Raw genomic sequence first — 16,367 nt, 5'->3', positions numbered from 1 at the left:
TGCGTTGTTAAGAGGGATTCAGGAACCGGGCGTATTGCGCACGAATGGGTTTCCGCGTTCGGCCGTGGCAGTGAATGTCATCGCGTTGACCTTCCAGCCATCCTGGGTGCGTTCGAAGCCGTGCTCGTAAGTGCCCCAAACCTCCCAAAGGGCCTCGCCGCCGTTTTCGGGCAAGCCGCCGCTTTCCATACGGTTCCAGGCATAGCCATGCGAAACCATCGTGGCCGCGTCATCGCCGTGGAATGTCACGCGATGATTGCCCCGCAGGTGGAATGACGTCTTTTCTGCGGTCAGATTTGCGGACCATCCGGCGATCAGACCATCAGACGGGATCGTTGCAGGCTCTCCCCCGACGAGTGACGTGAAATCGACTGTGATTTCGTCGGTGAAAAAGCTGCGGGTCAGCTCCCAGTCCTTGGCGTCGACACCGGCGTCGATGGCATCTGCGATGCGCACCATCTCGGCCTGAGCGGCCAGGTTTTCTGCGGTGATGGGATCACCTGCCAATGTTGGTGTATCGGCCATGGCGAAGTTTGTTGCAGCGATCAACGCTGTTGCGGCAGTGAGGGCTTTCATTGTTTGTCTCCTTGGTCTTGGATGTCTTGTTGCGATGACCAAAGAGATACGGGAGCGCCGGCTGAATTAATTGAACCGGCCTGCGCGGTTTTTGTAGGATTCCGCTTTTTGAAGATATCCGCTCAGGCCGCGCGCGCGGACCTGAACTGTCGCGGCGTTTGCCCGGTGACCTGCTTGAAGCTGCGTGAAAAATGCGCATGGTCGGCAAAACCACAGGCCAGCGCCACATCACCCAGTGGGCGGGTGGCATCTTCCATCATCTTCATGGCCTGCTCGATCCTGTAGGCAAGTACATATTGCATCGGGGTTGACCCAAGCGTTTCCTTGAACACCCGCGAGAAATGCGACGGGCTCATCCTGGCTTCGCCTGCCAGTTCATCAACCGTGATGGTTTGATCCAGCCGGGTACGGATAAAGGCAAGGACCCGGTTGTAGTGGCTGGACGTGAAGCGCGCGCTTAGCGCAATATCCTCAGCGCGGCGTTTGCCATATCGCTGCAAGAGCTTGACCAGCAACACCCGGCTCATGGCTTCGAACATCACGCCGGATGAGATGTCATCGCTTTCAAGCGCGTCGCGCAACATCACACCGGCAGCGCACAGGTCCGGGTCGGAAAACTGTGGTTCGTCGTTGAACTGCTGCGGATCGAGGAGCAGGCCCAATTCGGTTTGCGCGAACTTCGCGACTTTCGCCGGGTCCAGCGTGACAATGATGACATCGCTTTTGGCGAACCACCGCCAGCCAGAACGCATGCCTGCAGGTGTCACGATAATATCGTCTTTTTGAAGCGTGAAATCGCGCATCTTGCCATCGCGGGTATTCTGCACGCGGTGCGCATTTTCCTGCAAGTTCAGCAGTATATGGTGTTCGGCAAAAACATCCTCTGGCATGGTATCGGGTTCGGCCTGAAAATACCGCACCGACATCAATGCGGCGGCAGAGCTCTGTTCATGCGTATCGCTGTTCAGAAGCGGGAGCGATGGAAAGATATCGGCGTAGCGGCGCGGCATGGGTCATCCTTTGACGGTGAAAATAGGACATAACGGTCAATAATCGAGATGGGCCTGCACAATTGGCAGTTGCGGTCTTGCCCAGCAGGATGAGATCGGCAAGAAGTCAGTGACGCAAGGTCATGATGGACCGGATCGACCGTCGCCATGCATGTTTCGGCGAAACGAAGGAGACGTGAGACATATGCGCCCTGTGCTGGTTTATCGGTGGATCGTGTTTCTGCTGGCGGGTGGCTACTGCATCCGCACCCTGATTTTTTCCGACTTTACCGGCAATTTTGGTGGGCCGTTCCGATATCTGACGATCTGGGCGCTGTTCTTTTCATTCTTTGCCGCCAGCCGGATGATGGCGATCGAAGAGGGGCGCAGTACCCGCCGCTGGGATGGTCTGGTTTGTATGACCGCTGTCATCAATACGATGGTCGTGTTTCTTTACTGGCGGCTTTACTTTGCCGATCCCAATTCCGTCACCGATGATGGCCAGTTACGTGCATGGTATCTGGAGATGTATTTGCACTTGCTGGGGCCATTGCTGCAGGTGATCGACGCCATTTTCATTCATCGCAGTTTTCACCGGCTCAGGGCCGCAGTCGTATGGCTAGTTGGTGTCATCGGGGTTTATGTACTGTGGGCGGAATTGATTGTGCAGGGGTTCAACCAAAGACCCGAAGGCGCGGTGACATCGGGCCTGCCCTATCCGTTTCTGAACAATCTGGAATTGGCGGACCGGGCCGTTTTCTATGGCAGCAATCTGGCGACTGGCGTTGTGCTGCTGCTAATCTATGCCGGAATCGCATGGATTTTCAGGCGCCGATTTCCTGTGCCAGCAACGCCTTGAGCCCGGATTTGTAGTCGGGGTAAAGCAACTCTACCCCCAGTTCATCCTTGATCCGGTCGTTCCGCACCTTCTTGCTTTCGGCATAAAAGCTGCGCGCCATGGGTGACATCTCGGCGGTCTCGAAATCTTCGGCTGGCGGTCTCGGCAGGTTCAGCAATTCGGCAGCATAGGCGATCACGTCCTCGGGCGGGGCCGGGTCGTTGTCGCAAACATTATAGGCCGCACCGGGGTTTGGGCGGGCGATAGATGCCGCAAGGACCCGCGCAATATCGGCCACATGGGTGCGGCTGAACACCTGCCCCGGCTTGATGATCCGGCGCGCCGTGCCATTGCGGACCTTGGAAAACGGCCCGCGTCCGGGGCCGTAGATACCGGCCAGCCGAAAGATATGTAGGGGCAGGCCGGGGATGGCGGCCCATGCTGCCTCGGCCTCGACCCTTGCAATCCCGCGTTTGGTGGCGGGGGTCAGGGCGGTGTTTTCGTCCACCCAATCGCCATCGTGATCGCCGTAGACGCCAGTGGTGGAGAGGTACCCCACCCATGCAAACTGGCCCGCGCGCTGGGCAATCGCGTCCTGCAATTCCGCCAGCACCGGATCGCCATCGTCCCCCGGCGCCGCGGAAATCAACAGATGGGTCGCGGCGTCCAGCGCAGGTTCCATATCCGCCCCCGGCCAGATGCGCGGCTCAATCCCTTCATTCATCAGACGGGCGGCCTTATCCTCTGACCTTGTGGTGCCAATAATCCGCCAATCCTGCGGCAACAGAATACGGGACAAGGCACGGGCGCTATAGCCATGGCCAAAGGAAAGCAGCGTTTTGGTCATAGGTTCTGTCCTGCCTTAGCTGTTGGGAATGCGCAAGCCTGTGATAATATACGGACCATGGCTGATGATCCTGATGTAAACGATGCATATGCGCTGAAATCCCCCGAGGATGTCAAAGCGCTCTATCAGACATGGGCGCATAGCTATGACACCGCCTTTCACGATGGGCAGGGCTATCAGTTGCCGCGCGAGGTTGCAGCCGGTTTTCTGGCGGGCAACGGGCGTGGCCCGGTCTTGGATGTGGGGGCCGGCACGGGGCTGGTGGGGCAACATCTGAGGGCGGCTGGCATCGATCCGATCGACGGGGTCGATCTGTCGGATGACATGCTGCGCGTCGCCGACATGAAGGGGCATTACAGGCATCTGATGGCGGGCGACATCACCAGACCGCTTTCACTCAAGGGCGAACCCTATGCGGGGGTGGTCAGCGCGGGCACCTTCACATTCGGCCATGTCGGACCGGGTGCGTTGCAGCACTTGCTGGACGTGGCCGACACGGGCGCTGTCTTTGCGATCTCGGTCAACGCGGCCCATTTCGATGCGGATGGGTTTGGCCCGGCGCTGGAGGCTCTTTCGGACCAGATCACCGACCTGAATTTCCGGCAGGTTCGTATTTATGACGACCGGGCAGATGAGGCACACCGCAATGACATGGCGCGACTGGTCTTGTTTCGAAATGCCTAAGCCGCGTAGTTCGACCCTTCATCATCCAAGATCGCCTTTAACTCCGCCAGATGCCGCACATCCTGCTCTGGATAGCTCTCCAGCTCTTGCGCGGTCTTTTCGGCCACATCATCCGGCAACACGCGCAGCGGCATCCCGGTTTGCAACGCGCGAATATATGTTTCGCAGGCGCGCTCAAAATAGAACATCCGATTGAAGGTCTCGGCCACGCTATTGCCGATGATCAGCACACCATGATTGCCCATGATCATCACCTTTTTCTTCGGGTCGGTGAACAGGGCGGCGCAGCGCTCGCCTTCGCTTTCAAAGGCCAGCCCGCCATAACCATCATCAATCACATAGCGATTGAAGAAGGTGCAGCAGTTCTGGTCAATCGGGGGCAGGCGGCCGTCGGCCAGTGACGCCAACACCGTGGCAAAGATCGAATGCACATGCATGGCACAGCGGGCATGGGGCACCAGCCGGTGAATCCCACCATGCAGGCCCCAGGCGGTCGGGTCCGGCGCATTCGGACCCTGCAGCGTTTCGGGATCATTGGCATCCACCACGATCATGTCACTGGCCTTGATCCGCGAAAAATGCATCTGGTTGGGGTTCATCAGAAACCGGGTGCCATCGTCATTGATTGCCAGACTGAAATGATTGGCCACGGCCTCGTGCATGTTCAACCGGGCGGTCCAGCGAAAGGCGGCGGCCAGATCAACACGCTCGGTCCAGTGGGTCAGGTTTTCTGTGGGCTTGTTCATCACCGCTCCCTTGGATTTGGCTAGCACGCGCGCTAAGGATGCCGCAAACGCCCACTGAAAGAAAGCCGCGCTGATGAGCATGAATATCGCCCTTGTGGGTATCGGCAAGATAGCCGTTGATCAGCACGTGCCGTCGATCAATGCCAGCAATGACTGGACCCTGGCCGCCACAGTCAGCCGGTCGGGAACGGTCGATGGGGTGCCTGCCTTCACCGATTTCGACCAGATGCTGACAGAGCGGTCGGACATCTCTGTTGTCTCGCTCTGCCTGCCGCCAGTCCCGCGCTATGATTACGCGGCGAAGGCGATTGCGGCAGGTCGCCATGTGATGCTGGAAAAGCCACCCGGTGCGACACTGGCCGAGGTGCAGGCGTTGGAGGCTATGGCGCGCGATGCGGGCGTAACCCTGTTTGCCACGTGGCACAGCCGCATGGCCAAAGGGGTCGCCCCGGCCAAGGCATGGCTGGCCGATAAACAGATCACTGCGGCCCATATCTGCTGGAAAGAAGATGTGCGCCGCTGGCATCCCGGCCAGCAATGGGTGTTTGAACCCGGCGGCATGGGTGTCTTTGATCCGGGCAGCAACGCCTTGTCGATCATGACCGAGATTTTGCCTCAGCCGGTGCATCTGCGGCAGGCAGAGCTCCTGTTCCCATCCAACTGTGACACCCCGATTGCGGCCCAACTGACGTGGACCGGCAACGTCACCGGTGATTTTGACTGGCGACAGGAAGATCCGCAAAGCTGGGACATCACGGTTGAAACCGACGCGGGCACGCTTGCGCTACATGACGGCGGCGCACGGCTGCTGATCAACGACGAAGAGGTCGAAGCCGGGTCCGACCGGGAATACCCCGCGCTTTACGATCGGATGGCGGAATTGGTCGAAACCGGGAAATCTGACGTGGACTTATCCCCGATGATCCACGTGGCCGACGCGCTGACGCTGGGCAAACGGGTAACGGTCGAAGCGTTCCATTTCTGACAGAATTCAACTGCCTAATTCACTAGAAACTCCGAGCCGTCTCGACAATGAACCACAGCACCAGAGGCGCAATCGCTGTCCGTTCAAATGATGGAAACCGCCAACCAAAAAGCCGCGTCAGTGACTATCGTAATCAAATGCCACTTTATCCGTCAGCGGGTAACTTTGGCAGGTCAGGATATAGCCACGTGACACTTCGCCATCTTCCAGCGCGTGATTTGCGGCCATCTCGACCTCGCCCAGTGTCAGCTTTGCGCGGCATGTGGAACAGACGCCGGCCTTGCAGGCAAAGGGTGCGTCGATGCTGTTGGCCAATGCCGCCTCTAACAGGCTTTGATCAGGGGCTACGTCAAAGCTGCGGCTTTCCCCGTCCAGCGTAACCGTTGCGGATGTAGCGTGCTGCGCCACCTCTGTAGATTGGACCGGCCGTCTCAGGCGACCGGGCTGACCACTTGCGAACAGCTCAAACTTGATCTTGTCCTTGGGCAGGCCGTGCGATTGCAGCGCATCCGAGATTGTCAGCATCATCGGCTCTGGTCCGCAGATGAAGGCCACATCGACGTCATCGGGATTGATCCAATGCTTGAACAGCAGCGCACATTTCTCTGCATCGATGCGGCCGGTGAAGACGCCGCTATCGTCAGCATTCTGTTCAAGAATATGGATGATGTTCAGCCGCGCCATGAACCGGTTTTTCAGATCACCCAGTTCCTCGCGAAACATGATGCTGTTCACGGCGCGGTTGGCATAGACCAACGTGAATTGCGACGACGGTTCGCGTTCCAGAACGGTACGCAGGATCGACAGGATCGGCGTGATCCCGGACCCACCGGCGAAGCCCAGATAGTGCCGCCCCTGACCGGGCAGCAAAGGCACGTGGAATTGCCCCATGGGCGGCATCGCCTCTAACCGGTCACCGACCTTCAAGGCCGTGTTGGCCCAGGTGGAAAACGCGCCGCCATAGACCTTTTTTATCCCCACCTGCAACATGCCATCGTCCTTGCCTGCGCAGATTGAATAGGACCGGCGCAGCTCCTCCCCGTCGAACGAGTGGCGAAAGGTCAAGTACTGGCCCTGAATGAAATCAAACGCCTCGGGGTCCTCGGGTTGCAGCGTTAGAACCACCGCATCGCGGATCGTTCTATGGATGTCAGTCACGACAAGAGGGTGAAATCGGGCCATGAGATCCGCCTAAATGCATTTGAAATAGTCAAAGGGTTCCAGACAATCCGTGCACCGCCACTGCGCCTTGCAGGGTGTGGAGCCGAACTGGCTGACCCGCTCAACCGCGTGCGATTTGCAATGCGGGCAACGGGTCGGGCCGCCTGCGGGTTGTGGCGGGGCGATGCCGTAATCTTCAAGCCGGGCGCGGCCCTTGTCCGACAGCCAGTCGGTTGTCCATGGCGGTGTGATCTTTGTGCTGATCCTGACATCGCTCACACCGTGATCGCGCAGGGCCGTTTCGATATCCATCGCGATGATGCGGGTCGCCGGACAGCCGGAATAGGTTGGGGTGACCGTCACATTGAGCACGTCACCGTCCCAGTCGACGGCCCGGACGATACCCAGATCAACAACCGAGATCACGGGGATTTCAGGGTCAGGCACAGCATCGAGCCATTTCCAGACCTGATCAATGCCAGGGCGCGTCATGCTACCAACGGGCATCGGCGTAGGACCGGGGCAGAAATTGCATCGTTGCCAGAAGATGGCCCAGATGTTCGGAATGGCGTTTGCCGGATTTGCCGCCTTGCTGGGCGAAATCGCTGTCTGGGATGGTCAGCATCGCCTCTACCATGGTGGCCCGTACCGTATCATCCCAAGTGGCGCGAAGGCTGGTTGGATCGGCGGCAATTCCGCTTTCATGCATCGCGTCATCGACGCTGTCGCGCAAAAACATCTCTCCCGCATAGGGCCAAAGCCGATCAAGTGCGGCCTGCATCCGACTGTTGCTTTCTTCGGTGCCATCGCCCAAGGCAATCACAGTTTCCCGCGACCGTTCCAGATGATACTGCGCCTCTTTCAGCGATTTGGCGGCAATCCCGGCGATCCGGTCATCACTGGCGTTCTGCAGGGCAGTCAGGTGTGGCACCTGAAATGCATCGAACAGGAATTGGCGCATGATCGTATGGCCAAAATCACCATTTGGCTGTTCGACCAGCAAGAGATTGCGGAAATCCCAGACATCGCGGTGAAACGCCAGATCATCGGCACTGCGCCCGGCGTCTTCGATCTCTGCCGCAAGGCCGAGCCACATTTGCGTCTGTCCGATCAGGTCAAGCGCGGTATTGGCGAGCGCGATGTCTTCTTCAACCGCCGGGGCGACACCGCACCATTCGGAAATCCGGTGGCCAAGGACTAGGGTATTGTCGCCCTGACGCAGAAGGAATTCGAACAATGGGTCCGACATCACATTGGCCCCACTTCATCAGGAATGTCGAAAAACGTCGGATGCCGGTACACCTTGTCATTCGCAGGCTCGAAATATGGACCCTTCTCGGATGGGGACGACGCCGTGATCTGCGCCGCAGGGACCACCCAGATCGATACGCCTTCGTTGCGACGGGTATAGACATCGCGGGCGTTCAGGAGCGCGGTTTCCGCGTCGGCGGCATGAAGGCTGCCGACGTGGCGATGGCTCATCCCGTGCTGGCCGCGAATGAAGACTTCCCACAGGGGCATTTCCGTTGTCATTGCGCTGCCGCCTTTGCTGCCTTGCGTTTGGCCGCATGGGCCATCAGCCCGTCACGCACCCATGCGCCGTCATCCCAGGCCTTTTGCCGGGCCGCTATTCGGTCTGTGTTGCATGGTCCATTGCCTTTCAGGACGTCATAGAATTCCGTCCAGTCAGGTTCGGCGAAGTCATAGCCGCCCCTTTCCTCGTTCCATGACAGTGTCTCATCTGGCACGGTCAGGCCCAGATATTCGGCCTGTGGCACAGTCTGATCGACAAACTTCTGACGCAGCTCATCATTGGTGTTGATCTTGATCCGCCAGCGCATCGATTGCGCAGAATGCACGCTGTCCTTGTCAGACGGGCCGAACATCATCAGTGACGGGTACCAGAAGCGGTTCAACGCGTCCTGCGCCATCCGACGTTGCGCCGGTGTGCCGTTGGCCATCTTCATCATGATGTCAAAGCCCTGACGCTGGTGGAACGACTCCTCCTTACAGATCCGGATCATGGCACGTGCATAGGGTCCGTACGATGTGCGCTGCAAGGGAACCTGGTTCATGATCGCCGCACCATCAACCAGCCAGCCGACGGCACCCATATCGGCCCAGGTCAGGGTCGGGTAATTGAAGATGGACGAATACTTCATGCGTCCATCAAGCAGCATTCTGGTCATCTCGTCCCGAGACACGCCCAGCGTTTCGGCCGCGCAATAGAGATACAGGCCATGCCCTGCCTCGTCCTGCACCTTGGCCAGCAGGATTGCCTTGCGTTCCAGCGTTGGGGCGCGCGTGATCCAGTTGCCCTCGGGCAATTGGCCGACAATTTCGGAATGGGCATGCTGGCCAATCTGCCGGATGAGGGTCTTGCGGTACCCTTCCGGCATCCAGTCCTTTGGTTCGATCTTTTCACCGGCATCGATGCGGGCCTGAAATGCCTTCAGCTTGTCCGGATCATCAGCAGTCGCCTCTGACTTGATCATCTGTGCATACATGGATCGCCCTTTCTTCCGGTTGGCTGTCGAGCGACGGCCGATCGGACTATCCTGCGAAAATAGCGCAAAACAAGGGGGCTGGCAATAAAGCGTTACAGATTACAGATATTCGGGCTATCGCTGTAACGCTTTACATCAAGGTTCATTTTGCAGCGGCCAACGCCTCTCGCAAAACCGCGCGATCCCCTACATGATTGGCCAGCACAAGGATCAGCCGCGCGTTCAACGCGTGGCTTTCTGCCTTGCTCAGCCCCTTGTGAGCGGCCAATAGCTCATCATAAAAGCCATCCGGGTCGGGTATGTTCGGTGTCAGATTGATTGACATGGGTCAGCCTTTCCTATGGCGAGACGCAATGCTGCCTTGATGGTATCCGGATCCGCATCTGCCCAACGGGCCACCACATGCTGGTCCGGGCGGATCAGATAGACGGCTTGTGGTGCGGAGCCTAAATACCGCTCAGCCAATTCCGGCGTTGGTGCGGGGATATGCAGCACTTGCGCGGTCACGCCCGCGGCGGAAACCGCCTCTACCCGTGCTGCGCCAATGGCAAGGATCGTAAAGCCACCGCCCAGATGATCCAGCAGATAGCCGTCATCCACTGGCGCGTCGGCGCAGACCGCACCAGGGCCCGTCAATGCAGGCCCGCCCAGCGCGTCCTCGCCGAAAAGCGGAAAACCCTCATACTTGCACGGTACTGACAACCGTCCAGAATTCACCAGCGGGCGGGCAAAGGGGTGACGTTCCGCCAGTTCCAACACGGCATTGCGGAACAGTTTGCTGATCTCTGACTTTGGGGTCATGAAATCGGTCGCCCGCGACGAATTCAGAATGTTTTCATCAGCGGCAAATTCGCGTTCGCTGGCGTAGCTGTCCAGCAGCGTCGCATCCGCAATGCCCTGCAGCACCAGATCAAGCTTCCAGGCCAGGTTTTCGGCGTCCTGTACACCGGAATTGGCGCCCCGAGCACCAAAGGGCGACACCTGATGCGCACTGTCACCAGCAAAGATCACGCGCCCACGGCGAAATTTCTTCATCCGCCGACACTGGAATGTGTAGATCGAGGTCCATTCCAGCTCATAATCCGGGATCGTGCCGCTTTGCGACGACAACATCGCATCAACGCGGGCGCGGATGCGGGCCGGGTCCAGCTCTGCCGCGCGGTCGATATCCCAGCCAAGCTGAAAATCGATGCGCCAGATATCGTCAGGCTGTTTATGCAGCAGGGCCGACTGTCCGGCGCCTTCAAACGGGGGTTCAAACCAGAACCACCGCTCTGTCGGGAAATCGACCTTCATCCTGACATCAGCAATCAGGAAATTATCCTCAAACACGCGACCATCAAAGCTGAGACCCATCATATCCCGGATCGGTGAACGGGCGCCATCACATGCGATCAACCAATCAGCCTGCACCTGATAAGGCCCATCCGGCGTTTCGATATCCAACACGGTATGGTCATCTGCTTCGGTCACACCGGTAACACGGTTGCCTCCTCGAATTTCGATTGGCGCACCGGCGTCTTGCGCCTTGCGGATCTCATCGAACAAGAACTTTTCGAAATATGGCTGCTGCAGATTGATGAAGGCCGGGTTGCGGTGACCCTTTTCCGGCAGCAAGTTGAATTCAAAGACCTTGCCGGCCCCGTGAAAAACCTTGCCCACGTTCCAGACAACACCCTTGTCCACCATCGGCTGGCAGGCGCCAAACCGGTGCGCGATGTCCAGCGTACGTTTGGAAAAACAGATCGCCTTGCTGCCCAGTCCCGGCCCTTCATGATCATCAAGCAGAAGGACCGGCACGCCCTTCTTGCCCAGATCCAGGGCAAGGATCAGACCCACCGGGCCGCCGCCAACGATGACAACCGGATGTCTGACGGGTGCTTGTGATTGTGCCGGAACTCGTGCGTAGGGGTAAAGTGTGAAAGCAGTCTGATACCTTGCAGCCATGACCACCCTAACCCTGCAATGCTTCCCACATGTCCAGATCGCGCTGGGCCGTCCAGATGCGGGGGTGTTCGATCCCGCGTGCCTCGTCATAGGCGCGGGCGACGTTGAAGGGCAGGCAGTGTTCATAGATCGCGTAGTCTTTGAACTTGGGATCACAGGCGTCGCGGACGGCATCCCATGCCTCTTTCAAGGTGCCGCCACGGGCCGCAATGCGGGCCACCGGATCATAGGTGCTATCGACAAAATCACGGGTGCTTTCGATGGCCCGTTCAACCGCAACCTTCCCGACAAGCGCAGCGCCCCTGCCTGGTGCAATCGCATCCACATCAAACGCCGCGATATTGTCGAGGGTGTGACCCCATTCGTTGAAATAACCATCGCCGCAATAGCAGGCGGAATGGTCCTCGACGATGTCACCAGTGAACATGACATTCTCATCCGGTACGTGAATGACGATGTCGCCGGCGGTATGGGCACGGCCCAGATGCATCAGATCAACCCGCCGATTGCCCAGATAGACCGTCATCGTGTCGCTGAAGGTCGTTGTGGGCCATGTCAGGCCCGGGATGCTTTCATGCCCTTCGAACAGGCGCGGAAAGCGTTGGAATTCACTGTCCCAGTCTTCCTGCCCGCGCTCGGCCACCATGCCGCGTGCCGTCTCGCCCATGATAATCTGATCGGCCTCGTATGCGCTGGCCCCAAGCACCCGGACCGCGTGATAATGGGTCAGCACCACATGGCTGATAGGCTTGTCGGTCACGCTGCGCACCTTTTCAATGACCTTCGCAGCGAGCAATGGGGTCGCCTGCGCCTCGACAATCATGACGCTGTCATCACCGATAATGACGCCGGAATTCGGATCACCCTCGGCCGTAAAGGCCCACAGATCACGCCCGACCTCGTCAAAGCTGATTTTCTTTTCGGTCATGTCCCCTTGGGATGCGAAAGTCTTAGCCAATGCTGTTGTCCTCTTTTACTGGGAATTTGGGGGCCGGTCTGATCGTGCCGATACATTCACCAAACCCGATTTGATAGCCGTCCCCCTTGGCGGCACCATGCAGCGTCAGTTTGTCACCATCCTCAATGAACGTGCGCGTCTCGCCGGTGGATAGGGTCAACGGCTCTTTGCCACCCCATGTGAGTTCCAGCAGACTGCCGCGCTGATCCTTCTCCGGGCCAGATATCGTACCCGACCCCAGCAGATCGCCGGTATTCATCGCGCAGCCGGAACTGGCGTGATGCGCCAACTGCTGCGCGGCGGAATAGTACATCTGGTTGTAGTTGGTGCGCGCAATGGTCGTGGCATCCTTGCCCTTCGGCGCCATTGTGACCTGCAAGTCTATGTCATAAATCATCGGCCCCGGTTCACGCAGATAGGGCAGAAGGTCTTTTTCACGTTGTGGGGTCGAGGCGCGGAACGGTTCCAGCGCGGCTTTGGTCACGATCCAAGGGCTGATAGACGTCGCAAAGGCCTTGGCCTGAAACGGGCCGAGCGGCTGATATTCCCACGCCTGTATGTCGCGGGCGGACCAATCGTTCAGCAGAACATAGCCAAAGATCATGTCGTCAGCCTCGGCCACTGTGATGGGCCGACCCAGTTCCGACGCGGTACCGACGATCGCTCCCATCTCCAACTCGATGTCCAGCCGCTTGCTGGGGCCAAAGGATGGCATATCCGCATCAGGTGCCTTTGTCTGACCATTGGGGCGAACGATATCAGTGCCGCTGACCACCACCGACGAGGCCCGACCGTTGTAACCTATGGGAATGTGCAACCAGTTGGGTGGCAGCGCATTCTCGGGTCCGCGGAACATGGTGCCGACATTGGTCGCATGGTGCTTGCCGGCATAGAAATCGGTGTATTCACAAACCTCAATCGGCAGATGCATGGTCGCGTCGCCTTGCGGCACAAGATGAGGGCGGATCGAGTCTGCTTTGGTGCTTTCTGCTGCCAATGACTTCTGAAGTGTTTCTCGAAACCATCTCCATAGACCGGGTCCGAGTTCCATGAACCCATTCCATGTTGAGGCAAGGAAGGGGTTGGCCACTTCTGAAGGTATCATGCCATGAAAGCTGATCACACCAGCCTCTGACAAACCGCGCAGATCAAGGATCTGGTCACCAATAGCTACTCCACAGCGTCGCTTGCTATCATCAACCGAAAACACACCATAAGGCAGGTTATTCAGTGGAAAGGGGCAGTCGGTATTGTTTGCGCTCTCCACCCAGCTTTTCATCAGCGGCATGCGCTACTTTTCCCCCGGTGTTCCGTCGAACTTCTTCTCGAGGTCGCTCCAGCAATCAATGTAATCATCCTGCAACGGCGCCTCCTCCGCTGCATATCTGGTCAGATGCTGGGGGAACCGGGTTTCGAACATGAACGACATGGTGTCCGACAGTTTCTCTGCCTTCAGGTCGGCGTTCGACGCCCCTTCAAACGCGTTCTTATCCGGCCCATGGGGCAGCATCATGTTGTGCAGGCTCATTCCGCCAGGCACAAACCCCTTGGGCTTCGCATCATAAATGCCGTGAATGTTGCCCATCAGTTCGGACATGACATTCTTGTGGTACCACGGCGGCCGGAACGTGTTTTCGGCCACCATCCAGCGATCACGGAATAGCACAAAATCAATATTTGCGGTGCCTTCCACCCCAGATGGGGCTGTCAGAACTGTGAAAATCGAAGGATCAGGGTGATCGAACAGGATCGCGCCGACCGGGCAATAGGTCCGCAGATCATATTTGCAGGGCGCGTAATTGCCGTGCCATGCGACCACATCCAGCGGCGAATGGCCGATCTCGGTTTGGTGGAACTGACCCGCCCATTTGACCGTGACCGTCGATGGCGTCTCGCGATCCTCAAAGGCCGCAACAGGCGTCTTGAAATCGCGACGGTTCGCCATGCAGTTGGCCCCAATCGGGCCGCGCCCGGGCAAGTCAAACTTCTGTCCGTAGTTTTCGCAGACAAACCCCCGGCAGGGGCCTTCCAGCACCTCAACGCGGTACACCAGCCCGCGCGGAATGATCGCAATCTCCTGCGGCTCAACATCGATCACGCCCAGTTCAGTACAGAACCGCAGCCGACCTTCCTGTGGTACGACCAAAAGCTCGGAGTCGGCGGAAAAGAAATAGGCATCCACCATGCTTTCGTTCACAAGGTAGATATGGCTCGCCATGCCGACCTGTGTGTTCACGTCACCTGCGGTTGTCATCGTCCACATGCCGGTCAGCCAGTTCAGCGGCTGATCCGAATGAGGCACCGGATCCCAACGATACTGGCCAAGCGAGATCACATCGGGGTCGATATGCGGCGCGGATTTCCAATACGGCAAATCGATCCTCTGAAACCGATGCGTGTGCTTCACCGACGGGCGGATGCGATAGCACCAGGTCCGTTCATTCTGATGGCTCGGCGCAGTAAAGGCGGTACCTGATAGCTGTTCGCCATAAAGCCCATAATTGCATTTCTGGGGTGAATTCATGCCTTGCGGCAAGGCATCCGGCAGCGCCTCTGTCTCAAAGTCGTTTCCGAAGCCGGGCATGTAGCCGGCCACCGTTCCGACCGGGGTCCCGGCCGATTGCAGCGCATGGGGCGAAATGTCTTTGTTCATGGCAACCTCCTGCTTGCGCCTTCAGATATTAGTTGTTTTTGTAACTAACAAGCCATAGTTTCCGCCGATGACCAAGGATAGCGCATTCGACCTGCAGGATTTCCTGCCTTACCTCCTCAATCAGGCCGCCGAAATGTCGAGCCTTGATTTCCAGCGCTACTACAAAGCCAAATACGGGATGTTGCGCACCGAATGGCGTGTTGTCTTCCACCTTGGCCATTATGGCGAGATGACTGCGAAAAATATCTGCACACGCGCACGGATCCACAAAACCAAGGTCAGCAGGGCGGTATCGGCACTGGAAAAGCGGCGCTTTCTGACCCGGACACCGCTACCTGATGACCGGCGACATGAAACGCTGAAACTGACAGCCGCAGGGCACGCGGCATTCTGTGATCTCTACCGCGCCGCCCAGGATTTTGAGGCAAACCTGACCGCCCCTTTCACTGATGAAGAGGTGGCAACCTTGCGTCGCTGCCTTGTAAAGATTGCCAAGTTTTAGCGGAATACCCGTCACGCGTGATAGGCGACAACCTCTTGTCGTTGAGTTCCCAACCCGTCGATACCCAGTGTGACGACATCACCGGCCCGCAGGTATTGCGCTGGCTTCATTCCCATACCCACACCGGGCGGCGTTCCCGTCATGATGACATCACCGGGCATCAGGGTAATGAAGCGGCTAACGAATGATACGATCTCGGCCACGGGAAAGATCATTGTTCTTGTATTTCCCGTTTGTCGCCTCTCCCCATTCACGTCCAGATACATGTCCAGCGCCTGTGGGTCCGGCACCTCATCCTTCGTCACAAGCCACGGGCCGATAGGGGCAAAGCTGTCGCAGGATTTGCCTTTGACCCATTGGCCGCCAAAATCCATCTGAAAGCTGCGTTCGGACACATCATTGGCCACGCAATAGCCGGCGACATGAGACAGGGCGTCAGCTTGCGAAACGTGCCTTGTTTCGCTGCCAATGACGACACCCAGCTCAACCTCCCAATCTGTCTTTTCCGACCCCTTCGGGATGATGATCGGGTCATTGGCACCTGTGGCAGGGCAAGCTTTCATGAACAGAATGGGGTGGTCGGGGATAGGCATGTTCGCCTCGATGGCGTGGTCGGAATAGTTCAGGCCGATACAGAAGATCCGGAGGATATCAGACAGGACCGGCGCATATTCTCCGCTGATCAGTGGCAGATCTGCTGGATCAATTGCCCGCAATGCGTCCAACGCTGCCGGACCCACAGTTGCCCCGTCCACATCGCCGATATGTCCGCCAAGATCACGCAGCTGCCCATCGGCATCCACCAGTGCAGGGCGCACACCACTATCGGTCTGGATACGGCAAAGCTTCATCTGATCAATCCTTGTATGTGTTGCCGGATCATAACCGGCACATCAGCACGGCCAACATCAAAATAATGTATACATTATACTTGACGCAATACGCGTGACAGCGTTCTCTGCCGTCATGACGGT

The 16,367-nt window shown here is 58.0% G+C and carries 19 protein-coding genes; 4 read left to right on the top strand and 15 right to left on the bottom strand.

The annotated features are described in order from the left end of the window. Positions 1-18: 18 nt before the first annotated feature. Together ACFWW4_RS03640 and ACFWW4_RS03635 are read right to left on the bottom strand one after the other, a co-directional pair. Positions 19-576 (bottom strand): nuclear transport factor 2 family protein, encoded by a 558-nt coding sequence (locus tag ACFWW4_RS03640; RefSeq protein WP_411889619.1) that lies wholly within the window; start codon positions 574-576, stop codon positions 19-21. Positions 577-698: 122 nt separating this feature from the next. Next, positions 699-1,586, bottom strand: coding sequence for a helix-turn-helix domain-containing protein (locus ACFWW4_RS03635; RefSeq protein ID WP_411889618.1), 888 nt, complete (start codon positions 1,584-1,586; stop codon positions 699-701). Positions 1,587-1,770: 184 nt separating this feature from the next. Between ACFWW4_RS03635 and ACFWW4_RS03630 the strand changes: the two genes are divergently transcribed. Next, the gene (locus tag ACFWW4_RS03630; RefSeq protein ID WP_411889707.1) at positions 1,771-2,424 is read left to right on the top strand and encodes a hypothetical protein; all 654 of its coding nucleotides are present in this window, start codon (positions 1,771-1,773) and stop codon (positions 2,422-2,424) included. Here the strand turns inward: ACFWW4_RS03630 and ACFWW4_RS03625 are convergent. Beyond that, positions 2,390-3,250: an SDR family oxidoreductase gene (locus tag ACFWW4_RS03625; RefSeq protein ID WP_411889617.1), complete on the bottom strand. Its 861-nt coding sequence runs from the start codon at positions 3,248-3,250 to the stop codon at positions 2,390-2,392. The two genes, ACFWW4_RS03630 and ACFWW4_RS03625, sit on opposite strands and share 35 nt — an antisense overlap. A gap of 57 nt (positions 3,251-3,307) precedes the next feature. Here ACFWW4_RS03625 and ACFWW4_RS03620 point away from each other — a divergent pair, with 57 nt between their 5' ends. After that, positions 3,308-3,934 carry a class I SAM-dependent DNA methyltransferase gene (locus ACFWW4_RS03620; RefSeq protein ID WP_411889616.1) on the top strand — a complete coding sequence of 209 codons (627 nt, stop codon included), beginning with the start codon at positions 3,308-3,310 and terminating at the stop codon, positions 3,932-3,934. Here the strand turns inward: ACFWW4_RS03620 and ACFWW4_RS03615 are convergent. Next, on the bottom strand, positions 3,931-4,680 hold the full coding sequence (locus tag ACFWW4_RS03615) for a class II aldolase and adducin N-terminal domain-containing protein (protein ID WP_411889615.1): 750 nt from the start codon (positions 4,678-4,680) through the stop codon (positions 3,931-3,933). The genes ACFWW4_RS03620 and ACFWW4_RS03615 overlap by 4 nt on opposite strands. Positions 4,681-4,759: 79 nt before the next feature. On the opposite strand from ACFWW4_RS03615, the gene ACFWW4_RS03610 reads away from it, so the two are divergent. Beyond that, positions 4,760-5,665 carry a Gfo/Idh/MocA family protein gene (locus tag ACFWW4_RS03610; RefSeq protein WP_411889706.1) on the top strand — a complete coding sequence of 302 codons (906 nt, stop codon included), beginning with the start codon at positions 4,760-4,762 and terminating at the stop codon, positions 5,663-5,665. 117 nt (positions 5,666-5,782) lie between these two features. On the opposite strand, the gene ACFWW4_RS03605 is transcribed toward ACFWW4_RS03610, so the two are convergent. From ACFWW4_RS03605 to hmgA, 10 genes are all read right to left on the bottom strand, one after another. After that, positions 5,783-6,847 carry a 2Fe-2S iron-sulfur cluster-binding protein gene (locus ACFWW4_RS03605; RefSeq protein WP_411889614.1) on the bottom strand — a complete coding sequence of 355 codons (1,065 nt, stop codon included), beginning with the start codon at positions 6,845-6,847 and terminating at the stop codon, positions 5,783-5,785. A 9-nt stretch (positions 6,848-6,856) separates the two neighbouring features. Then, positions 6,857-7,318, bottom strand: coding sequence for a 1,2-phenylacetyl-CoA epoxidase subunit PaaD (gene paaD / locus ACFWW4_RS03600; RefSeq protein ID WP_411889613.1), 462 nt, complete (start codon positions 7,316-7,318; stop codon positions 6,857-6,859). A 1-nt stretch (position 7,319) separates the two neighbouring features. Next, complete coding sequence (paaC, locus tag ACFWW4_RS03595; protein ID WP_411889612.1) at positions 7,320-8,075, bottom strand: 1,2-phenylacetyl-CoA epoxidase subunit PaaC; 756 nt, start codon at positions 8,073-8,075, stop codon at positions 7,320-7,322. Next, positions 8,075-8,359: a 1,2-phenylacetyl-CoA epoxidase subunit PaaB gene (paaB, locus tag ACFWW4_RS03590; RefSeq protein ID WP_393933927.1), complete on the bottom strand. Its 285-nt coding sequence runs from the start codon at positions 8,357-8,359 to the stop codon at positions 8,075-8,077. Before paaB ends, paaC begins: the two co-directional genes overlap by 1 nt. Continuing rightward, entirely contained in the window at positions 8,356-9,333 is a 978-nt protein-coding gene (gene paaA / locus ACFWW4_RS03585) for a 1,2-phenylacetyl-CoA epoxidase subunit PaaA (RefSeq protein WP_411889611.1), read from the bottom strand. Before paaA ends, paaB begins: the two co-directional genes overlap by 4 nt. A gap of 142 nt (positions 9,334-9,475) precedes the next feature. Then, a complete protein-coding gene (locus tag ACFWW4_RS03580; RefSeq protein ID WP_411889610.1) occupies positions 9,476-9,658 on the bottom strand; it encodes a DUF2783 domain-containing protein in 183 nt (60 codons plus the stop codon). Beyond that, a complete protein-coding gene (locus ACFWW4_RS03575; RefSeq protein WP_411889609.1) occupies positions 9,643-11,280 on the bottom strand; it encodes an FAD-dependent oxidoreductase in 1,638 nt (545 codons plus the stop codon). Before ACFWW4_RS03575 ends, ACFWW4_RS03580 begins: the two co-directional genes overlap by 16 nt. A 7-nt stretch (positions 11,281-11,287) precedes the next feature. After that, on the bottom strand, positions 11,288-12,238 hold the full coding sequence (locus ACFWW4_RS03570; protein WP_411889608.1) for an MBL fold metallo-hydrolase: 951 nt from the start codon (positions 12,236-12,238) through the stop codon (positions 11,288-11,290). Continuing rightward, on the bottom strand, positions 12,231-13,526 hold the full coding sequence (gene fahA / locus ACFWW4_RS03565) for a fumarylacetoacetase (protein ID WP_411889607.1): 1,296 nt from the start codon (positions 13,524-13,526) through the stop codon (positions 12,231-12,233). The genes ACFWW4_RS03570 and fahA overlap by 8 nt, the downstream gene beginning before the upstream one ends. 3 nt (positions 13,527-13,529) lie before the next feature. After that, on the bottom strand, positions 13,530-14,891 hold the full coding sequence (gene hmgA / locus ACFWW4_RS03560) for a homogentisate 1,2-dioxygenase (RefSeq protein ID WP_411889606.1): 1,362 nt from the start codon (positions 14,889-14,891) through the stop codon (positions 13,530-13,532). Positions 14,892-14,958: 67 nt separating this feature from the next. Here hmgA and ACFWW4_RS03555 point away from each other — a divergent pair, with 67 nt between their 5' ends. Then, on the top strand, positions 14,959-15,393 hold the full coding sequence (locus ACFWW4_RS03555) for a MarR family winged helix-turn-helix transcriptional regulator (RefSeq protein WP_411889605.1): 435 nt from the start codon (positions 14,959-14,961) through the stop codon (positions 15,391-15,393). Between the two features lie 11 nt (positions 15,394-15,404). Here the strand turns inward: ACFWW4_RS03555 and ACFWW4_RS03550 are convergent, their stop codons facing one another. Further along, complete coding sequence (locus tag ACFWW4_RS03550; protein ID WP_411889604.1) at positions 15,405-16,244, bottom strand: fumarylacetoacetate hydrolase family protein; 840 nt, start codon at positions 16,242-16,244, stop codon at positions 15,405-15,407. Positions 16,245-16,367: the final 123 nt, after the last annotated feature.

It is taken from the genome of Yoonia sp. SDW83-1, from assembly GCF_046762885.1.
Taxonomy (GTDB): Bacteria; Pseudomonadota; Alphaproteobacteria; order Rhodobacterales; family Rhodobacteraceae; genus Yoonia.
The sequence above is the reverse complement of the archived record's forward strand: the minus strand, read 5'-3'. Positions and strand labels throughout refer to the sequence as shown.